Source organism: Brevibacterium sp. W7.2, from assembly GCF_018137945.1.
GTDB classification, from domain to species: domain Bacteria; phylum Actinomycetota; class Actinomycetes; order Actinomycetales; family Brevibacteriaceae; genus Brevibacterium; species Brevibacterium sanguinis.
The window spans coordinates 1,768,515-1,785,765 of record NZ_CP073089.1; the positions used below are offsets into that span (position 1 = coordinate 1,768,515).

General features: G+C 69.4%; 14 protein-coding genes. 11 read left to right on the forward strand and 3 right to left on the reverse strand.

The annotated features are described in order from the left end of the window. Window positions 1-13 precede the first annotated feature (13 nt). Window positions 14-2,311: a bifunctional (p)ppGpp synthetase/guanosine-3',5'-bis(diphosphate) 3'-pyrophosphohydrolase gene (locus tag J9315_RS07855; RefSeq protein ID WP_198498901.1), complete on the forward strand. Its 2,298-nt coding sequence runs from the start codon at window positions 14-16 to the stop codon at window positions 2,309-2,311. Here J9315_RS07855 and J9315_RS07860 read toward each other — a convergent pair. After that, window positions 2,290-2,904: a hypothetical protein gene (locus J9315_RS07860; RefSeq protein WP_198498900.1), complete on the reverse strand. Its 615-nt coding sequence runs from the start codon at window positions 2,902-2,904 to the stop codon at window positions 2,290-2,292. The genes J9315_RS07855 and J9315_RS07860 overlap by 22 nt on opposite strands. 106 nt (window positions 2,905-3,010) lie before the next feature. Next, window positions 3,011-4,363 (reverse strand): DUF349 domain-containing protein, encoded by a 1,353-nt coding sequence (locus J9315_RS07865; protein ID WP_198498899.1) that lies wholly within the window; start codon window positions 4,361-4,363, stop codon window positions 3,011-3,013. 107 nt (window positions 4,364-4,470) lie between these two features. On the opposite strand from J9315_RS07865, the gene J9315_RS07870 reads away from it, so the two are divergent. Both J9315_RS07870 and hisS read left to right on the forward strand, forming a co-directional pair. Next, window positions 4,471-5,118 (forward strand): MBL fold metallo-hydrolase, encoded by a 648-nt coding sequence (locus J9315_RS07870; RefSeq protein ID WP_198498898.1) that lies wholly within the window; start codon window positions 4,471-4,473, stop codon window positions 5,116-5,118. 91 nt (window positions 5,119-5,209) lie between these two features. Further along, window positions 5,210-6,544, forward strand: coding sequence for a histidine--tRNA ligase (hisS, locus tag J9315_RS07875; RefSeq protein WP_198498897.1), 1,335 nt, complete (start codon window positions 5,210-5,212; stop codon window positions 6,542-6,544). A gap of 42 nt (window positions 6,545-6,586) precedes the next feature. Here hisS and J9315_RS07880 read toward each other — a convergent pair whose 3' ends face one another. Then, window positions 6,587-6,922 (reverse strand): metalloregulator ArsR/SmtB family transcription factor, encoded by a 336-nt coding sequence (locus tag J9315_RS07880; protein WP_198498896.1) that lies wholly within the window; start codon window positions 6,920-6,922, stop codon window positions 6,587-6,589. Window positions 6,923-7,023: 101 nt separating this feature from the next. On the opposite strand from J9315_RS07880, the gene aspS reads away from it, so the two are divergent. From aspS to J9315_RS07920, 8 genes are all read left to right on the forward strand, one after another. Continuing rightward, entirely contained in the window at window positions 7,024-8,805 is a 1,782-nt protein-coding gene (gene aspS / locus J9315_RS07885) for an aspartate--tRNA ligase (RefSeq protein ID WP_198498895.1), read from the forward strand. Window positions 8,806-8,970: 165 nt separating this feature from the next. Then, window positions 8,971-10,344: a replication-associated recombination protein A gene (locus J9315_RS07890; RefSeq protein WP_198500981.1), complete on the forward strand. Its 1,374-nt coding sequence runs from the start codon at window positions 8,971-8,973 to the stop codon at window positions 10,342-10,344. 246 nt (window positions 10,345-10,590) lie between these two features. Beyond that, window positions 10,591-11,190, forward strand: a complete 600-nt coding sequence (gene rpsD, locus J9315_RS07895; protein ID WP_137824111.1) for a 30S ribosomal protein S4 — start codon at window positions 10,591-10,593, stop codon at window positions 11,188-11,190. Between the two features lie 167 nt (window positions 11,191-11,357). Continuing rightward, complete coding sequence (gene alaS / locus J9315_RS07900) at window positions 11,358-14,012, forward strand: alanine--tRNA ligase (protein WP_198498894.1); 2,655 nt, start codon at window positions 11,358-11,360, stop codon at window positions 14,010-14,012. Next, window positions 14,009-14,473 carry a Holliday junction resolvase RuvX gene (gene ruvX, locus J9315_RS07905; RefSeq protein WP_198498893.1) on the forward strand — a complete coding sequence of 155 codons (465 nt, stop codon included), beginning with the start codon at window positions 14,009-14,011 and terminating at the stop codon, window positions 14,471-14,473. Before alaS ends, ruvX begins: the two co-directional genes overlap by 4 nt. Window positions 14,474-14,476: 3 nt before the next feature. After that, window positions 14,477-15,604: an endolytic transglycosylase MltG gene (mltG, locus tag J9315_RS07910; RefSeq protein WP_198498892.1), complete on the forward strand. Its 1,128-nt coding sequence runs from the start codon at window positions 14,477-14,479 to the stop codon at window positions 15,602-15,604. Beyond that, on the forward strand, window positions 15,580-16,467 hold the full coding sequence (locus J9315_RS07915) for a shikimate dehydrogenase (protein ID WP_198498891.1): 888 nt from the start codon (window positions 15,580-15,582) through the stop codon (window positions 16,465-16,467). The genes mltG and J9315_RS07915 overlap by 25 nt, the downstream gene beginning before the upstream one ends. 12 nt (window positions 16,468-16,479) lie before the next feature. Continuing rightward, complete coding sequence (locus J9315_RS07920; protein WP_198498890.1) at window positions 16,480-17,250, forward strand: A24 family peptidase; 771 nt, start codon at window positions 16,480-16,482, stop codon at window positions 17,248-17,250. Window position 17,251: the final 1 nt, after the last annotated feature.

Genomic DNA, 17,251 nt, shown 5'->3' on the forward strand with positions numbered 1-17,251 from the left:
AGAGGGGGACGTGATGGCATCATCAGCTGAATCGCGCCGTCCGCGCGGCATCTCCCGTCTGGCCTGGTGGGCGGCCAGGGCGCAGAACGACCCCGGCTACCCGCGGGTGCTCGGACCGATGATCCGGGCCTTGCAGTCGAGTCACCCGAAGGCCGACATCGACCTCGTCGTCCGTGCCTACACGGTCGCCGAGGAGGCGCACCGCGGGCAGACCCGGAAGTCCGGGGACCCCTACATCACCCATCCGGTGGCAGTTGCGACGATCCTTGCCGAGATCGGCATGCTCCCGGTCACCCTGGCCGCGGCGCTCCTCCACGACACCGTCGAGGACACCGACTACTCACTCGAGCAGCTCACCGAGTCCTTCGGCCCCGAGGTCGCCGCCATGGTCGACGGGGTGACGAAGCTCGACAAGCTCACCTATGGTCAGGCCGCGCAGTCGGAGACCGTGCGGAAGATGATCGTCGCGATGGCCAAGGACATCCGCGTCCTCGTCATCAAGCTCGCCGACCGTCTCCACAACGCGCGCACGTGGAAGTTCGTGCCCGCCTCGTCGAGCACGAAGAAGGCACGCGAGACCCTCGAGATCTACGCCCCGCTCGCGCACCGGCTCGGCATGAACACGATCAAGTGGGAACTCGAGGATCTCTCGTTCCAGGTCCTCCACCCCAAGGTCTACGACGAGGTGGTCCGCCTCGTCGCCGACCGGGCACCGGAGCGGGAGAAGTACCTCTCGACCGTCTCCCATGAGCTCCAGTCCGAACTCGCCGACTCCGGTATCGAGGCGGCCATCACCGGCCGGCCGAAGCACTACTACTCGATCTACCAGAAGATGGTCGTGCGCGGTCACGAGTTCGCCGACATCTACGATCTCGTCGGCGTCCGCGTCCTCGTCGAAACCGTCCGCGAATGCTACGCGACCCTCGGCATCGTCCACGCCCGGTGGAACCCGGTCCCCGGCCGGTTCAAGGACTACATCGCGATGCCGAAGTACAACATGTACCAGAGCCTCCACACCACGGTCATCGGCCCCGGCGGCAAACCCGTGGAGATCCAGATCCGCACCCATGAGATGGACCGGCGCGCGGAGTTCGGCGTCGCCGCCCACTGGAAGTACAAGGACCGCGGCAACCCGTCGAAGGCGATCACCTCGAACACCGCCCGGTCGGTCAAGGTCTCCGACGACGGCGGCGTCGACGACGCCGCGTGGCTGCGCCAGCTGCTCGACTGGCAGCGCGAGGTCAGCGACCCCGACGAGTTCCTCGACAGCCTCCGCTACGAGGTCAACTCGAAGGAGGTCTATGTCTTCACGCCCAAGGGCGACGTCATGAGCCTGCCCGCGGGCGCGACCCCCGTCGACTTCGCCTACGCCGTCCACACCGAGGTCGGCCACAAGACGATGGGCGCCCGCGTCAACGGCCGACTCGTCGCCCTCGACACGGAGCTGAAGAACGGCGACTCCGTCGAGGTGTTCACCTCGAAGGACGAGAACGCCGGTCCGAGCCGTGACTGGCTCGGCTTCGTCAAGAGCCCCCGTGCCCGATCGAAGATCCGCCAGTGGTTCTCGAAGGAACGACGCGAAGAGGCGATCGAGAACGGTCGCGAACAGCTCGCCCGTGCGATGCGCCGGCACTCGCTGTCCGCGAACGCCCTGATGAGCCAGGAAGCCCTCCAGGTCGTCGCCACCGAACTGCGCCTGCCCGATGTCACCGCGCTCTACGCGGCGATCGGCAACGGCGTGACCTCGGCCGCCCACGTCGTCGACCTGCTCGCAAAGGAGGTCGGCGAAGAGGAGGAGGTCCCGGTCCTCCCGCCGGAGCCGCGCAACCGCACCGGTCAGTCCTCGGGCCACCACTCCTCGGCCGGCGGAGTCGTCGTCAAGGGCGTCGACGACGTCCTCGTCAAACTCGCCCGCTGCTGCACCCCGGTGCCCGGGGATGAGATCGTCGGCTTCGTCACCCGCGGCTCAGGGGTCTCCGTGCACCGGGTCGACTGCCCCAACGTCGTCTCCCTCGAACGCGAACCCGAGCGCATGGTCGAGGTCTCGTGGGGGGAGAAGACGAGCGGGGTCTACCTCGTCCAGATCCAGGTCGAAGCCCTCGACCGTTCCGGTCTGCTCTCCGACATCACCAAGGTGCTCACGGAGACCCATGTCAACATCCTCTCCGCGTCGGTGGCGACGTCGAAGGCCCGGGTCGCCCAGTCGAAGTTCGTCTTCGAGATGTCCGATGCCAGCCACCTCGACACCGTGCTCTCCGCGGTCCGGAAGGTCGAAGGCGTCTTCGACGTCTACCGCATCTCCGGCGGCTGAGCCTCCTCGTCCGACCGCAGGACCGTCGCTGCACGGACTCCAGGAGCGCGGCCCGGGCGCGTGAAATGGTCGAGGACCTGCCGCATCTGCGCAGCGTACGGGCGCCGTCCCACCTCGGCGAGATAGAGCCGCAGACGCCTGACCATGCCACCGGGGACATCGTCGATGAGCGCGGCGATCTGCGGGCCGGATGCCCGCCGGGGGTCGCGGACGAGGGGGAGAAGCAGATCGTAGAGGGTGCGCTCCGGCGTCGTCACCGGGTGACCCGCGATCGTCTCCCAATCACCGCGGGCGAGACTGAGCTCGTGGACGACGAGCCCCGTCGACTCGAGCACGCGCCGGCGCGGATGCGTCGTCAGCGTCAGCGGACTCGGGGCGCGACCGAGCCCGACGTGGACCCACCAGGCGGTCGCGTGAGAGACGACGAGGCGGGCCGGGAGCTGCGCGGCGAGCGCACTCATCCGCTCCTCGGGACCGAGCACCGCCCCCGTGCGCACCCACGTCGTCTCCGACAGCCTGGTGAGCAGACCGTCGAGAGTGAGCTCCGTGAGATGCTCATAGCCGAAATCGCTGAGACGGAAGATGTCCTCCATGGCGCAACTCTCGTCGCCCGGCGCGCTGAGATCAAGAGCGGAAACGGAGCCTGTGGATAACCGTCCGGCGACCGCACCGCCTGTGGATAACTGCCGAACAGGTCAGTCAGTCGAGTTCGGCGGCCGTCTGCGCGAGCTGATCGCGCCACGCCCGGCGGGCATCGAGGGCTGCCTGCGCATCGGCCACGGCCTTCTCGTCGCCGCCGGTCTTCGCCTTCTCCAGCGCCGCCTCGAGTTCGGCGATCGACTCGTCGAGCTGGCTCAGCGCCCCCGAGGTCCGCGCCTTCGTCTCGGGGTTGCTGCGCTTCCACGCGGCGTCCTCGGCCTCGGCCAGCGCCCGTTCGACCTCGCGCAGACCGTTCTCCATGCGGGAGACATCGGCGCGGGGAACCTTCCCGGCCTCCTCCCACTCGTCCTGGATGACCCGCAGCTCACGCTTCGCGGCGGTCGGATCGGTGATCGGGAGCAGCGCCTGGGCCTTCTTCAGCAGCTCCTCCTTGACGACGAGGTTGCCCTTGAACTCCTCGTCGAGGGCGGCGTTCTCGGCGTCGCGGGCGGCGAAGAAGACGTCCTGTGCGGCCCGGAAGCGCGCCCAGAGCGCGTCATCGTCCTTGCGGGAGGCCCGGGGGGCGCGCTTCCACTGGCTCATGAGGTCCTTGTACTTCTGGGACACCGTGCGGAAATCGGTCGAGCCGGACAGGGCCTCCGCCTCGGCGACGATCTTCTCCTTGATCCGCTTGCCCTCGGAGTTGTGCTTGTCGAGTTCGGCGAAGAAGTCCTTGCGCTTGCGCTCGAACGTGTTCCGCGCCTGCGAGAACCGGCCCCACAGCTCCTGGTCGACCGAACGCGGCAGGCGCGGTCCGCTGCGCTGCATGTCCTTCCACTGCGCGAAGAGCTCGCGCAGGCGAGCCCCGGAGACCTTCCACTGGATCTTGTCCGGGTCCTTGCCGGCGAGGCTCTCGGCCTCGACGACGAGCTCCTCGCGCTTCTGCGCGGCCTCGAGCTTGGCCGCCTCGGTGCGGGCCGCCTGCTTCGACTCCGTCGCCTTCGCATCGGAGATCAGGGTGTCGAGGGTGGCGCCGAGTCCCTTGAGGTCACCGACGACGTTGGCCTCGGCCAGCGACTCGCGCAGCGTCGTCGCCGCGTGCGTGACCTCCCGGCCCGGCGCCCCGGCTGAGAGGCGGCTGCGCAGGTGAGCGGCGTGTTCGAGGAGTTCGACGTACTTCTTCGCGAAGTACTCGATGGCCTCGTCGCCGGTCGCGTCCGGGTACTGGCCGACCTCGCGTTCGCCATCGGCGGTGATGACGAAGACGGTGCCCTGCTCGTCGGCGCGACCGTGCGTGACCGCGCGCGCCACCTCGGCGTCATGGTCGACCATGCTGCCGGCCACCGGCTGCGCTGCCTGCGGACGCGGGACGGCTGAGGGACGGGGAGTCGGCTTCGGAGTCGGGGTCGACATGTTTCTCACCTATTCTTCATCGGTCGAACCGGCGCTGGCGCCGATCACTCGATCTGCTGGGGTTATCCCAGCATAACCACCACGTCACCCCTCGTTAGACTTTGGCCATGGATGTCTTCACGACGCGCGCCGAATTCCTCGATGTCAACTGCTACGCCGTTCGAGCCGAGGGGGAGAGCGACTGCATCCTCATCGACGCCGGCTACGACGCCGGACCCGAGCTCGCCGAGCTCGCCGCCGCCGAAGGACTCACCCCCGTCGCGATCTTCCTCACCCACGGACATCCCGACCATATCCTCGGGCTGCCCTCGCTGCTCGGCCGCTGGGACGTGCCCGTCCACCTCGGCGAACCCGACCACTACCGGGTCAGCGCACCGGGGGAGACGCTGGGCCCTCAGTTCGCGCAGATGATCGCTCCGCTGCTCGAAGGATGGCAGGCCCCCGCCGAGGTGGTCCCCCTCAACGCGGGCACCGTCGTCACCGTCGCCGGGCTCACCGTCACCGCGATCGCCGCCCCCGGCCACACCGAGGGCTCGACGCTGCTGTCCGTCAGCGCCGACGGCGAGGAGGTCATCTTCACCGGTGACGTCGTCTTCGCCGGTGCGATCGGACGCATCGACCTGCCCGGCGGGGACGCTGCGGCGATGGCGGACACGCTGCGGGCGTTTGCGACCCTGCCCGACGTTCCCATCTATCCTGGACACGGTCCGGCCTCCCGGGTCGGTCACGAACTGCGGACGAACCCGTTCCTCTGAGCCGACCCGGCACAGCAGACACCGGCCCGTGAGCACCACCCACACGAACGACAGTGCACCATCCCTGCACCACCCCACAGCAAGGAGAACCATGGCGAAGTCAGCCCGTCTGTCCGGATTCCCGGAACGGCTCCCGGCCGAGCGCGTGATCGAGAAGCGCATCATCGACATCCTCGACCACACCTTCGCCCTCCACGGCTTCTCCGCCCTCCACCACCGCGCCGTCGAACCGCTGAGCCAGCTCGCGAAGGACGGGGAGATCGACAAGGAGATCTTCGCGGTCTCCCGTCTCCACTCCGAGGGCACCGAGCGCAACCCGCTCGGCCTCCACTTCGATCTCACCGTGCCCCTGGCCCGCTTCGTCACGGAGAACGCGAACGAGCTGAGCTTCCCGTTCCGGGCCACCCGCATCCAGCCGGTGTGGCGCGGGGAGCGCCCGCAGCAGGGCCGCTACCGCGAGTTCATCCAGGCCGACATCGACATCATCGCCGACGGTGAGCTGCCCGGACACTTCGAGGTCGAGATCCCGCTCGCCATCGCCGACGCATTCGCCCGCCTCGCCCCGCTCGGCGTCCCGCCGATCCGGATCGTCGTCAACGACCGCCGCCTCCTCGAGGGCTTCGCCCGGGGGATCGGGCTGACCGACATCCCCGCCGTGCTGCGCAGCCTCGACAAGTACGACAAGATCGGGCCCGAGGAGGTCGCGAAGCTGCTCGCCGCCGACGCCGGTGCCGATGAGCGACAGCAGCAGCTGTGCCTGGCGCTGGCCGCGATCGAATCCGATTCGCCCGACTTCGCCGACGAGGTCCGCGCCCTCGGCGTGAGCCACCCGCTCCTCGATGAGGGGCTGGAGGCGCTGACGACGATGCTCGCCGCCGCGGCCGAGCGCGCTCCCGGCGTCCTCGTCGCGCAGCTGAAGATCGCGCGCGGACTCGACTACTACACGGGCGCCGTCTACGAGACGCAGCTCGTCGGCCACGAGGAGCTCGGCTCCGTCGCCTCGGGCGGACGCTACGACTCGCTCGCGACGGTCGGCAAGAAGACCTACCCGGGGGTGGGCATGTCGATCGGCATCTCCCGGCTCATGGCCTTCGTCCTCGGTGAGGACAGCGGCATCTCCGCGACTCGGGGCACCCCCTCGGCCGTCGTCATCGCCGTCACCGACGAGGAGCGCCGCGGCGAGGCAGACGCCGTCGCGGCGGCTCTGCGCGCCCGCGACATCGCCTGCGAGGTCTCCCCGAGTGCCGCGAAGTTCGGCCGCCAGATCCGCTATGCCGAACGCCGGGACATCCCGTTCGTCTGGTTCACCGACGGCGAGGCAGGCCACGAGGTCAAGGACATCCGCTCCGGTGAGCAGACCCCGGCCGACCCGCAGACGTGGGAGCCCCCGGCCGAGGATCTCCGGCCCCGTGTGACCGGGGCGTAGGGGAGCGCGCGGGACCGGGCGCGGGCCGGACAGTGAGGACGCCTAAGTCGGATCCGGGGCGAGCGACCCGTCGGGGGCGATGTGCTCGAACATCTCCCGGACCATCGAGACGACATGCGGGTCGTCGACGGTGTAGAAGATCCGCCGCCCCTCCCGGCGGGAGGAGATGAGCCCGGCCAACCGGAGCTTGGCGAGATGCTGGCTGACTGCCGGCACGGTCGCCCCGATCGCCTCGGCGAGGGAGGAGACGTCGAGCTCCTGGTGCACGAGCGTCCACACGACCCGCAGCCGGGTCGCCTGCGAGAGCATGCGGAACGTCTCGGCGGCGACCTCGACCTGCGCCGAGGTGGGCGTCGGGTCGGTCTCCGTTGCGTCCATGGGTCCTCTCTGTCCGCGCTGTACGCGTGCGGGGGTAGGGTGTTCGAGCGACTATCATTGGTCACGCACTCCCCGCATCACCATCGTAAAGGAGCCCATCAGTGCTGCGAAGCCACGAAACCGGAAGCCTGCGTGCCGCCAACGCAGGAGAGACCGTCACCCTCGCCGGGTGGGTCGATCGCCGTCGCGATCATGGAGGTGTCGCCTTCATCGATCTGCGGGATGCTTCGGGAATCGTCCAGGTCGTCGTCCGCGAGGATGACGCGCACGCGCTGCGCAACGAGACCGTCGTCAAGGTCACCGGCACCGTGGCCCTGCGCCCCGAGGGCAACCAGAACCCCAACCTGCCCACCGGTGAGATCGAGATCGTTGACACGAGCGTGGAGATCCTCGCCGAGGCGGCCCCGCTGCCGTTCCAGGTCTCCGACCACGCCGAGGATGCCGGCACCGTCGGTGAGGAGACCCGCCTGAAGTACCGCTACCTCGACCTGCGCCGGTCGGGTCCGGCACATGCGATGCGGCTGCGCTCGGCGGTCAACAAGGCCGCCCGCGGAGTCCTCGACGAGCACGGCTTCGTCGAGATCGAGACGCCGACGCTGACGAAGTCGACGCCCGAGGGCGCCCGCGACTTCCTCGTCCCGGCCCGCCTCCAGCCCGGTTCGTGGTACGCCCTGCCGCAGTCGCCGCAGCTGTTCAAGCAGCTCCTCCAGGTCGCCGGCATGGAGCGCTACTACCAGATCGCCCGCTGCTACCGCGACGAGGACTTCCGCGCCGACCGGCAGCCGGAGTTCACGCAGCTCGACATCGAGGCCTCGTTCGTCGAGCAGGCCGATGTCATCGCCCTGGCCGAGGAGATCCTCGTCGCCCTGTGGAAGCTCATCGGCTACGACATCGAGACGCCGATCCCGCACATCACCTACCACGAGGCGATGGAGCGGTTCGGGTCGGACAAGCCCGACCTGCGCTTCGGCCTCGAACTGACGAACCTCACCGAATTCTTCTCCGAGACCCCGTTCCGCGTCTTCCAGTCCGCGTACGTCGGCTCCGTCGTCTACCCCGGCGGCGGCTCGCTGCCGCGCAGGCAGCTCGACGCGTGGCAGGACTGGGCGAAGCAGCGCGGCGCGAAGGGCCTCGCGTACGTCCTCGTCGCCGAGGACGGCACGCTGACCGGTCCCGTCGCGAAGAACATCTCCGATCAGGAGAAGGCCGGTCTCGTCGAGGCCGCCGGAGCGAACCCCGGCGATGCGATCTTCTTCGCCGCCGGCGATGCCGGAAGCTCGCGGGCCCTCCTCGGTGCCGCGCGCCGTGAGATCGCCGAGCGCACCGGCCTGATCAAGGACGGCGACTGGGCGTTCGTCTGGGTCGTCGACGCCCCGCTCTTCGAATCCGCCGCCGACGCTCAGGCCGCCGGTGACGTCGCCGTCGGCGAAGGCCAGTGGACGGCCGTCCACCACGCCTTCACCGCTCCGAAGCCGGAGTTCCTCGACTCCCTCGAATCCGATCCGGGGGCGGCGCTGGCTTACGCCTACGACATCGTCTGCAACGGCAACGAGATCGGCGGCGGGTCGATCCGCATCCACCAGCGCGCCGTCCAGGAGCGCGTCTTCGAGATCATGGGCATTTCCGAGGAGGAGGCGCAGGAGAAGTTCGGCTTCCTCCTCGAGGCCTTCAAGTTCGGGGCGCCCCCGCACGGCGGCATCGCCTTCGGCTGGGACCGCATCGTGTCCCTGCTCGCCGGGGTCGATTCGATCCGCGAGGTCATCGCGTTCCCGAAGTCCGGCGGCGGCTACGATCCGCTCACGCAGGCACCGGCCCCCATCACCGAGGCGCAGCGCGCCGAGGCGGGCGTCGACTTCGATCCGGACGCCGACGCCGACGCGTGATGCAGTGATCGCGTGATGCAGTGACTCAGGCACCCCGATGAGTCAGGGTTCGCGGTGACCGACGGGCCCGACCTCTTCTCCGACCCGGACCGGGACAATCCCGGTCCGGGCAGCGGTGCGTTCGAGCCCGGTCAGGGGCGCGCGCTCGATCCGCTCGCGGTGCGGATGCGTCCGCGCACCATCGCCGAGGTCGTCGGCCAGGACCATCTGACGTTCCCCGGGTCCCCGCTCAACCAGCTCGTCGAGGCGAGCGGGGGAGACCGGGCCGGCGCCTCCTCGGTGATCCTCTGGGGTCCTCCCGGAGTCGGCAAGACGACGCTCGCGCATGTCATCTCGCATGCCCCGGGCCGTCGGTTCGTCGAGCTCTCGGCGATCACGGCCGGGGTCAAGGACGTCCGGCAGGTCATCGAGAACGCCCGCCGCGAACGCGAGATGTACGGGCGCACGACCGTGCTCTTCCTCGACGAGATCCACCGGTTCTCCAAGGCGCAGCAGGACGCGCTGCTGCCGGCGGTGGAGAACCGGCTCGTCGTCCTCGTCGCGGCGACGACGGAGAACCCGTCGTTCTCGATCATCTCGCCGCTGCTCTCCCGCTCGCTCATGCTCACGCTGCGCCCGCTCGACGACGCGGCGATCGCGCAGCTCCTCGAGCGCGCGATCGCCAGTGAGCGGGGACTGGCCGGCCAGTTCGCCCTCGACCCCGAGGCGAAGGACTTCATCGTCCGCATCTCCGGGGCCGATGCGAGGCGCTCACTCACCCTCCTCGAGGCCGCGGCCGGGATCGCCGCGGCGCAGGCAGCCGAGCAGGGCGACGCCGGCGCGGAGCAGAGCGGCGCTGACGCGGACGAGGCGGGCGACGAGGCGCCGGGTGAAAGCGAGCCCGGCGAGAGCGATGCTGGTCCGATCCTCATCACCGAGGAGGCGGTGGCCGAAGCGAGCAGCGAGACCGTGCTCCGCTACGACCGGGACGGCGACCAGCACTACGACGTCATCTCCGCGTTCATCAAGTCGATCCGCGGCTCCGACGTCGACGCAGCCCTCCACTACCTCGCGCGGATGATCGTCGCCGGTGAGGATCCCCGATTCATCGCCCGCCGCGTCGTCATCTCCGCGGCCGAGGACATCGGGATGGCCGATCCGCAGGCGCTGCCGATCGCTGTGGCCGCCTCGACGGCGGTGCAGAACATCGGGATGCCCGAAGGTCGGATCCCCCTCGCCGAGGCGGTCACCTACCTGGCGATGGCCCCGAAGTCGAACGCGAGCTACAAGGCCCTTGACGCCGCGATCGCCGATGTCCGAGCCGGGAAGTCCGGTGAGGTTCCCAACCATCTGCGCGACGCGCACTATCCGGGAGCGAAGGCCCTCGGCCACGGCAAGGGCTACATGTACGCCCACAACTACCCCCACGGGGTCGCCCCGCAGGAGCACCTGCCTGAGACGCTCAAGGGCACGGAGTACTACACGCCCTCGGGCAACGGCCTCGAGCGCACCATCGAAGAGCGGCTGGCCACGATCCGCAAGATCCTCCGCGGCGAGTGACCCTCCGCGTGATCCGCGTCGCAGCGCCTCCGTCCGCATTGCGGGAAGGGTGCGAACTCGGCTAAGATAGTCAGCTGTTGTGCCTCATATGTAAAGGCGGTCGGTGCGAGCGGTTCTCGACGCTCAATCCCTCTTTCCCAACCGGGGAAACAACGGTTCCGATCAGGGCGAGGACTTCGATGCCTGCCGGGACGACCCGCACCCAAGAAAGGTAACCCAGTGCCAGCACCAGCACGTAACCGCCGGATGGCCCGCCTCTCGCGCGCCCTCGGCCTGCCGCTGACCCCGAAGGCTGAAAAGTACTTCGAGCGCCGCCCCTACCCTCCGGGCGAGCACGGCCGCGCCCGTCGCCGCAATGACAGCGACTACTCGGTCCGCCTCAAGGAGAAGCAGCGTCTGCGCGCCCAGTACGGCATCCGCGAGGCCCAGATGCTCAAGACCTACAAGGAGGCCAAGCGCCTCGAAGGTCTGACCGGTGAGAACCTCGTCGAGCTCCTCGAGATGCGTCTCGACGCCCTCGTCCTCCGTGCCGGCTTCGCCCGCACGATCGCTCAGGCCCGCCAGTTCGTCGTCCACCGCCACATCACGGTCGACGGCCAGCGCGTGGATCGCCCGTCCTTCCGCGTCAAGGAAGGCCAGACCATCCAGGTCCACCCGAAGAGCGCCGACATGGATCCGTTCCAGGTCGCCGCGGCAGGCGGACACAAGGACGTTCTTCCGGCAGTCCCGGGCTACCTCGACGTCAACCTTGAGGGCCTGCAGGCCACCCTCCTGCGCCGCCCCAAGCGCGAAGAGGTCCCCATCACCGCTGACGTGCAGCTCGTCGTCGAGTTCTACTCGCGCTGAGCCGCCTCGCCCGACTGCCCGGAACGCCCGCGTTCCGGGCAGTCGGGCATTCATCTGCGGGTTCGACGACTCGCAGGCCATCACCATCTCGACTGGTGAGCAATTAAACTAGTGTGGAACGGGTGCGCACCGCACCCACCGCAGACGCAACACCTGAAAGGCCTTGGATGAAGACGGCAGAGATCAAGAAGCGCTGGCTCGACTACTTCGAGGCGAACGGACATGTGGTCGTGCCCTCGGCGTCGGTCATCAGCTCCGATCCCTCGATCCTCTTCAACATCGCCGGCATGGTGCAGTTCATCCCGTACCTCACCGGCCGTGAGCCCGCGCCCTTCCTCCGCGCCACGAGCGTGCAGAAGTGCGTGCGCACCGCCGACATCGAAGAGGTCGGGAAGACGACCCGCCACGGCACGTTCTTCCAGATGAACGGCAACTTCTCCTTCGGCGACTACTTCAAGCGCGAAGCCATCCGCTATGCATGGGGCCTGCTCACCCAGCCCACCGAGGACGGCGGACTCGGCTTCGACCCCGACCTGCTCTGGGCCACCGTCCACGAGGACGACCTCGAGACGATCGACCTCTGGCTCGAGGAGACCTCGATCCCGCGCGAGCGCATCCAGCTGCGCGGCAACGAGGACAACTTCTGGCACACCGGCCAGCCCGGACCCGGCGGCTACTGCTCGGAGATCTACTTCGACCGCGGCGCCGCCTACGGTGCCGAAGGCGGCCCGGAGGCCGACGAGGACCGCTACATCGAGATCTGGAACCTCGTGTTCATGGAGTTCGAGCTCTCCGAGGTCCGCTCGAAGGTCGACTTCGACATCGCCGGCGAGCTGCCCGCGAAGAACATCGACACCGGCATGGGACTCGAACGCGTCGCGTTCCTCCTCCAGGGCGTCGAGAACATGTACGAGATCGACGAGGTCTTCCCCGTCATCGCCGAGGCGAGCCGGCTGTCCGGCCACGAGTACGGCGCCGACCACCACTCCGACGTGCAGATGCGCGTCGTCGCCGACCACGTCCGCTCCGCCCTGATGATCATCGGCGACGGCGTGCGCCCCGGCAACGAGGGCCGCGGCTACATCCTCCGCCGCCTCATCCGCCGGGCCGTGCGGGCGATGCGCCTCCTCGGCGTCACCACCGAGGTCATGCCCTCACTGCTGCCCGTGTCGATGAACGCGATGAAGCACTCCTACCCGGAGCTCGAGACCGACTTCGACCGGATCTCGCGCATCGCCTACGCCGAGGAGAAGGCGTTCCTGCGCACCCTCGAATCGGGCACCCAGCTCTTCGAGACCGCGTACGAGAAGCTCGACAGCTCCGACAAGACGATCAGCGGCGACGTCGCCTTCACCCTCCACGACACCCACGGCTTCCCGATCGACCTCACCCTCGAAATGGCCGCCGAACACGGTGTCAGCGTCGACGAGGAGGGCTTCCGCTCCCTCATGGCCGAACAGCGCACCCGCGCGAAGGCCGACGCGAAGGCGAAGAAGGGCGGCGGCCACACCGACCTCACCGCGTACTCCGCGCTGCTCGACGAGGGGCAGAGCGAATTCGTCGGCTACGACGCCCTCGAAGCCGACTCCCGGATCCGCGGCATCGTCGTCGACGGTCAAGCCCAGGAGGTGCTCACCACCGGACAGACCGGTAACCTCGTCCTCGACCTCACCCCGTTCTACGCCGAATCCGGCGGCCAGCGCGCCGACGTCGGCCTCATCAAGGGCGACGGCTTCACCGCCCGCGTCCTCGACGTCCAGAACCCGCTCAAGGGACTCGCCGCCCACCGCATCGAGGTCGTCGACGGGGAGATCCCCGTCGGCGCCGACGTCCTCGCCGAGGTGGACCACGAGCACCGCTTCCAGGGCTCCCAGGCCCATACGGCCACCCACCTCGTCCACGCCGCACTGCGGGAGATCCTCGGCACCCACGCCGTCCAGGCCGGTTCGATGAACCAGCCCGGCTACATGCGCTTCGACTACTCCTTCCCGGAGGCCCCGAGCGCGCAGATGCGCGACGAGATCGAAGACGTCGCGAACCTCGCCGTGCGCTCGAACTACGACGTCGGCACCGAGTACCTCCCGTTCGAGGAGGCCAAGCGCTCCGGCGCGATGGCCCTCTTCGGCGAGAAGTACCCGAACATCGTCCGCGTCGTCGACATCGGCGGACCGTTCTCCCGTGAGCTGTGCGGCGGCACGCACGTGGCCGCCTCGGCGGAGGTCGGACCGATCTCCGTGCTCTCCGAAGCCTCCGTCGGCTCCGGAGTGCGCCGCATCGAAGCCGCCGTCGGCATGGACGCCTTCCGCTCCCTGGCCGCCGAGCGCACGATCGTGTCCTCCCTGTCCGAGATGCTCAAGGTCCCCGGCACCGACGTCAAGGACCGGGTTTCGGAGCTCATGGTCAGGCTCCGGGACGCGGAGAAGGAGATCGCCCGCCTCCACTCGCAGCAGCTGCTCGCCCAGGCCGGCCGCTTCCTCGAGGGCGCCGAAACGGTCGGTGGGACCCTCTTCGTCGTCGCCGACCTCGGTGAGGTCGCCAACGGCGGGGACGTCCGCACGATCGTCACCGACCTGCGCGCCCGCGTCTCCGACCGCTCCGCCGTCGTCCTCGGCATCGGAGTCTCCGGCGGCAAGCCCGTCGTCGTCATCGCGACCACCGAGGCGGCGCGCCAGGCCGGCAACCAGGCCGGCAGACTCGTGTCCCTGGCGAGCTCGACGCTCGGCGGCGGAGGCGGCGGCAAGCCCGACCTCGCGCAGGGCGGCGGCAGCGACCCCGCGCAGATCACCGCGGCGATCAGCGCGGTCAAGGCGGAGCTCACGTGACACTGAGGAGGGGGCGCCGACTGGGTCTCGACATCGGCTCGGTGCGCATCGGGGTCGCAGCCTGCGACCCCGAGGGGATCCTCGCGACCCCGCTGACCGTGGTGCGCCGCACCGACGAACCGGCAGCGCTGCGGCAGCTGCGGGAGATCATCGCCGAATACGAGCCCATCGAACTCCTCGTCGGGGACCCCAAGTCCCTCGACGGCACCGCGCGGGCGGCCGCCGACGCCGCCCTCGACTTCGCGGTGAAGATCGACGCCGGGGTGCCCATCCGCCTCATCGACGAGCGCTTCAGCACCGTCGAAGCCCACAGCGCCCTGGCCGCAGCGGGAAAGAACTCCCGCCAGCGCCGGGAGATCGTCGACGCCCAGGCGGCGGTCATCATTCTGCAGAATGCGCTCGAATCCGAACGCAACACGGGCACGCCCGCAGGTCGCGAGCTGCCCCACACAGGAGAGTGAGCAATGATTCCGTTCCCCGGTGAGTTCTCGGACGACGAAGGACTGTCCCGTTCCGAGATCAAAGCGAAGAAGCGGCGGCGGATGATGCGCAAGCGGCGCACGACGGTCATCGTCGTCATCTGCGTCCTCGTCTTCGGCCTCGGCGGATTCTTCGGCCTCCGCGCTGCCGGGGGAGTCGTCGACGACCTCTTCGGCGGCGGCTCCGACTACGAGGGCAACGGCACGACCGAGGTCTCCCTCGAGATCCCACCGGGCGCCTCGGCGCGGTCGGTGGCCAACCAGCTCGTCGAAGAGGGCGTCATCAAGGACTCCAAGCCCTTCCTCGACGAGGTCGAGCGCCGCAACCTCACGATCCAGGCCGGTCCCATCGTCATGCGCGAGCAGATGAGCTCGGCCGCCGCCGTCGATGCGTTCATCAATCCGATCAAACCGCCGACGATGACGATCGCCGAGGGCCGGAAGATCGAGCAGATCAAGGCGACGATGATCGAATCGGGGATGAAGGCCGAAGAGGTCGACAAGGCCATCGACGACAAGAAGCCCGCGGACTACGACCTCGACGTCGAGGCCCCGAGCCTCGAAGGCTACCTCTACCCGGCCACCTACGAGGTGGGGGCGGGCAAGACCGCGGAGATGATCGTCCAGGAGATGGTCGACAAGACCAAGCTCGAACTCGACACCGCCGGCATCGAGAACGCCGACGCCAACCGCGTCCTCACCCTCGCCAGCCTTGTCGAGATCGAATCTCCGGGCGACGAGGAGACGCGGAAGAAGGTCGCCCGCGTCTTCCTCAACCGGATCTCCGACCAGTCCCAGACCGGTCAGCTCCTCCAGTCCGATGCGACCGTCGCCTACATCTTCGGTGCCCGCGCCGACCTCACGACGACGGCCGAGGAGCGCAGCTCCGACAGCCCCTACAACACGTACAAGGCGAAGGGACTGCCCCCGGGACCGATCAACTCCCCGAGCGCCGGCGCCGTCGACGCGGCCCTCAACCCGGCCGACGGAACCTGGCAGTTCTTCGTCGCCGTCAACCCCGACACGGGGGAGACGAAGTTCGCCGACACGTACGCCGACCACCAGAAGAACGTCGAGGAGTACCGCGCATGGCTGCGGGAGAACGGGGGATAGCGGCGGGCGCGCGCATCCGCGCCGCCGTCCTCGGGCGCCCGATCGCACACTCGCAGTCACCGGCGCTCCACACTGCGGCGTTCGCCGCGCTCGGTTTCACCGACAGCAGCTATGAGCGTGCCGAGGTCGGCGCCGACGACCTTGTTACCTTCCTCGACGCCCACCCCGACCACACCGGGTTCTCCCTGACGATGCCGCTCAAGGAGCGCCTCGTCGCACTCGCCCGGGACCGCGGCTGGATCCTCGACGACACCGCCGAGGCGACCGGGGTCGCGAACACCCTCGTCCGTGCGAATGCGACGACAGTGGCGAACACCGACGTCGACGGCATCGTCCGCGCGCTCACTCCCGTCCTCCCCGACACCGAGGCGGCCGGGCGCGGGCGGGCGGCCGGGCGCGGGCGGGCGACGATCCTCGGCGCCGGAGCCACCGCCCGGTCGGCCCTGCTCGCCTGCCACCGCCTCGGCGTCACCGAGGTCGACCTCCTCGTCCGCAGTCCCGCCCGGGCCGCCGCCGTCCTCGACCTGGCCGACCGACTGGGGATGAGCGCCGGCACCGGACCGCTGACGACGATCGCGGACTCGGCGATCGTCGTCTCGACCCTCCCCGCCGAGGCGGCCCCCGCGCTCACCTGGCCCGCCGGGCCCGGGGTCGCCCTCGACGTCGCCTACGCCGCGGACTCCGCGCTGCTCACCGACGCCGCCGCCCACGGCTTCACCCCCGTCCCGGGCATCGCGATGCTCGTCGAACAGGCCGTCGCCCAGTTCGCGCTCTTCTTCGCCGCGGCCGCCGGCACCCCGCTCACCGCGGCGCAGCTGGCGGCGGTGGCCGAGGCGATGCACGGCGCGGCCGAGAAGGCCTGACCGGGGCCGCGCATGGTCGCACACGCGCTCTTCATCGCCGTCACCGCGGTCATCGCCGGCGGCCTCGCCGCCCTCCTCGTCGCGACCCCCGCCCGGTGGCTCGCCGACGACGCCGACCTCACCGCCCTCACCGGCTCCCGCGCCTTCCGGCCGAGCCTCCTCATCCTCGCAGCCGTCGCCCTCGCCGCGGTCGCCGCTGCGCTCTTCCCCATCGACCAGGCGATTCCCCACCCACCGGAATGGACGGCCCACGCGCCGGGCAGCGGCACGACGCTCACCCCACCCCACCCGACGGGGATCGACTTCGCGCTGACGAGCCTCAGCCTCGGCGCCGGAGCGGCCGCCACACCCGTCCTCCTCGTCACCGACCTCCTCATCCGCCGCCTGCCCGACCGGATCGTCTACCCGCTCATCGCCCTCCTCGGCGCCGCCTTCATCACCGGCATCCTCGTCGGGAACTCGACGCTGTGGTGGTTCGCCCTCCTCGGAGCGATCGTCGGCATCCTCCTCTTCGGCGCCATCCACCTCGTCGGACGTCTCGTGCGGAAGCCGACGATGGGACTCGGCGACGTCAAGCTCGCGTTCGTCGTCGCCGGTGTGTCCGGGCTCTTCTCCCCGTGGGCCCCGCTCGTCGTCCTCCTGTTCAGCGTGCTCATCGCCGGGGTCTGGGCGCTCATCGCCGGCCTGCGCGCCCACGACCTCAAGGCGACGACGATCCCGTTCGGTCCCGCGATGCTGTCCGGTCTGTGGCTGGGGTCGGTGGGGGCACCGTTCGTTTTGTAGA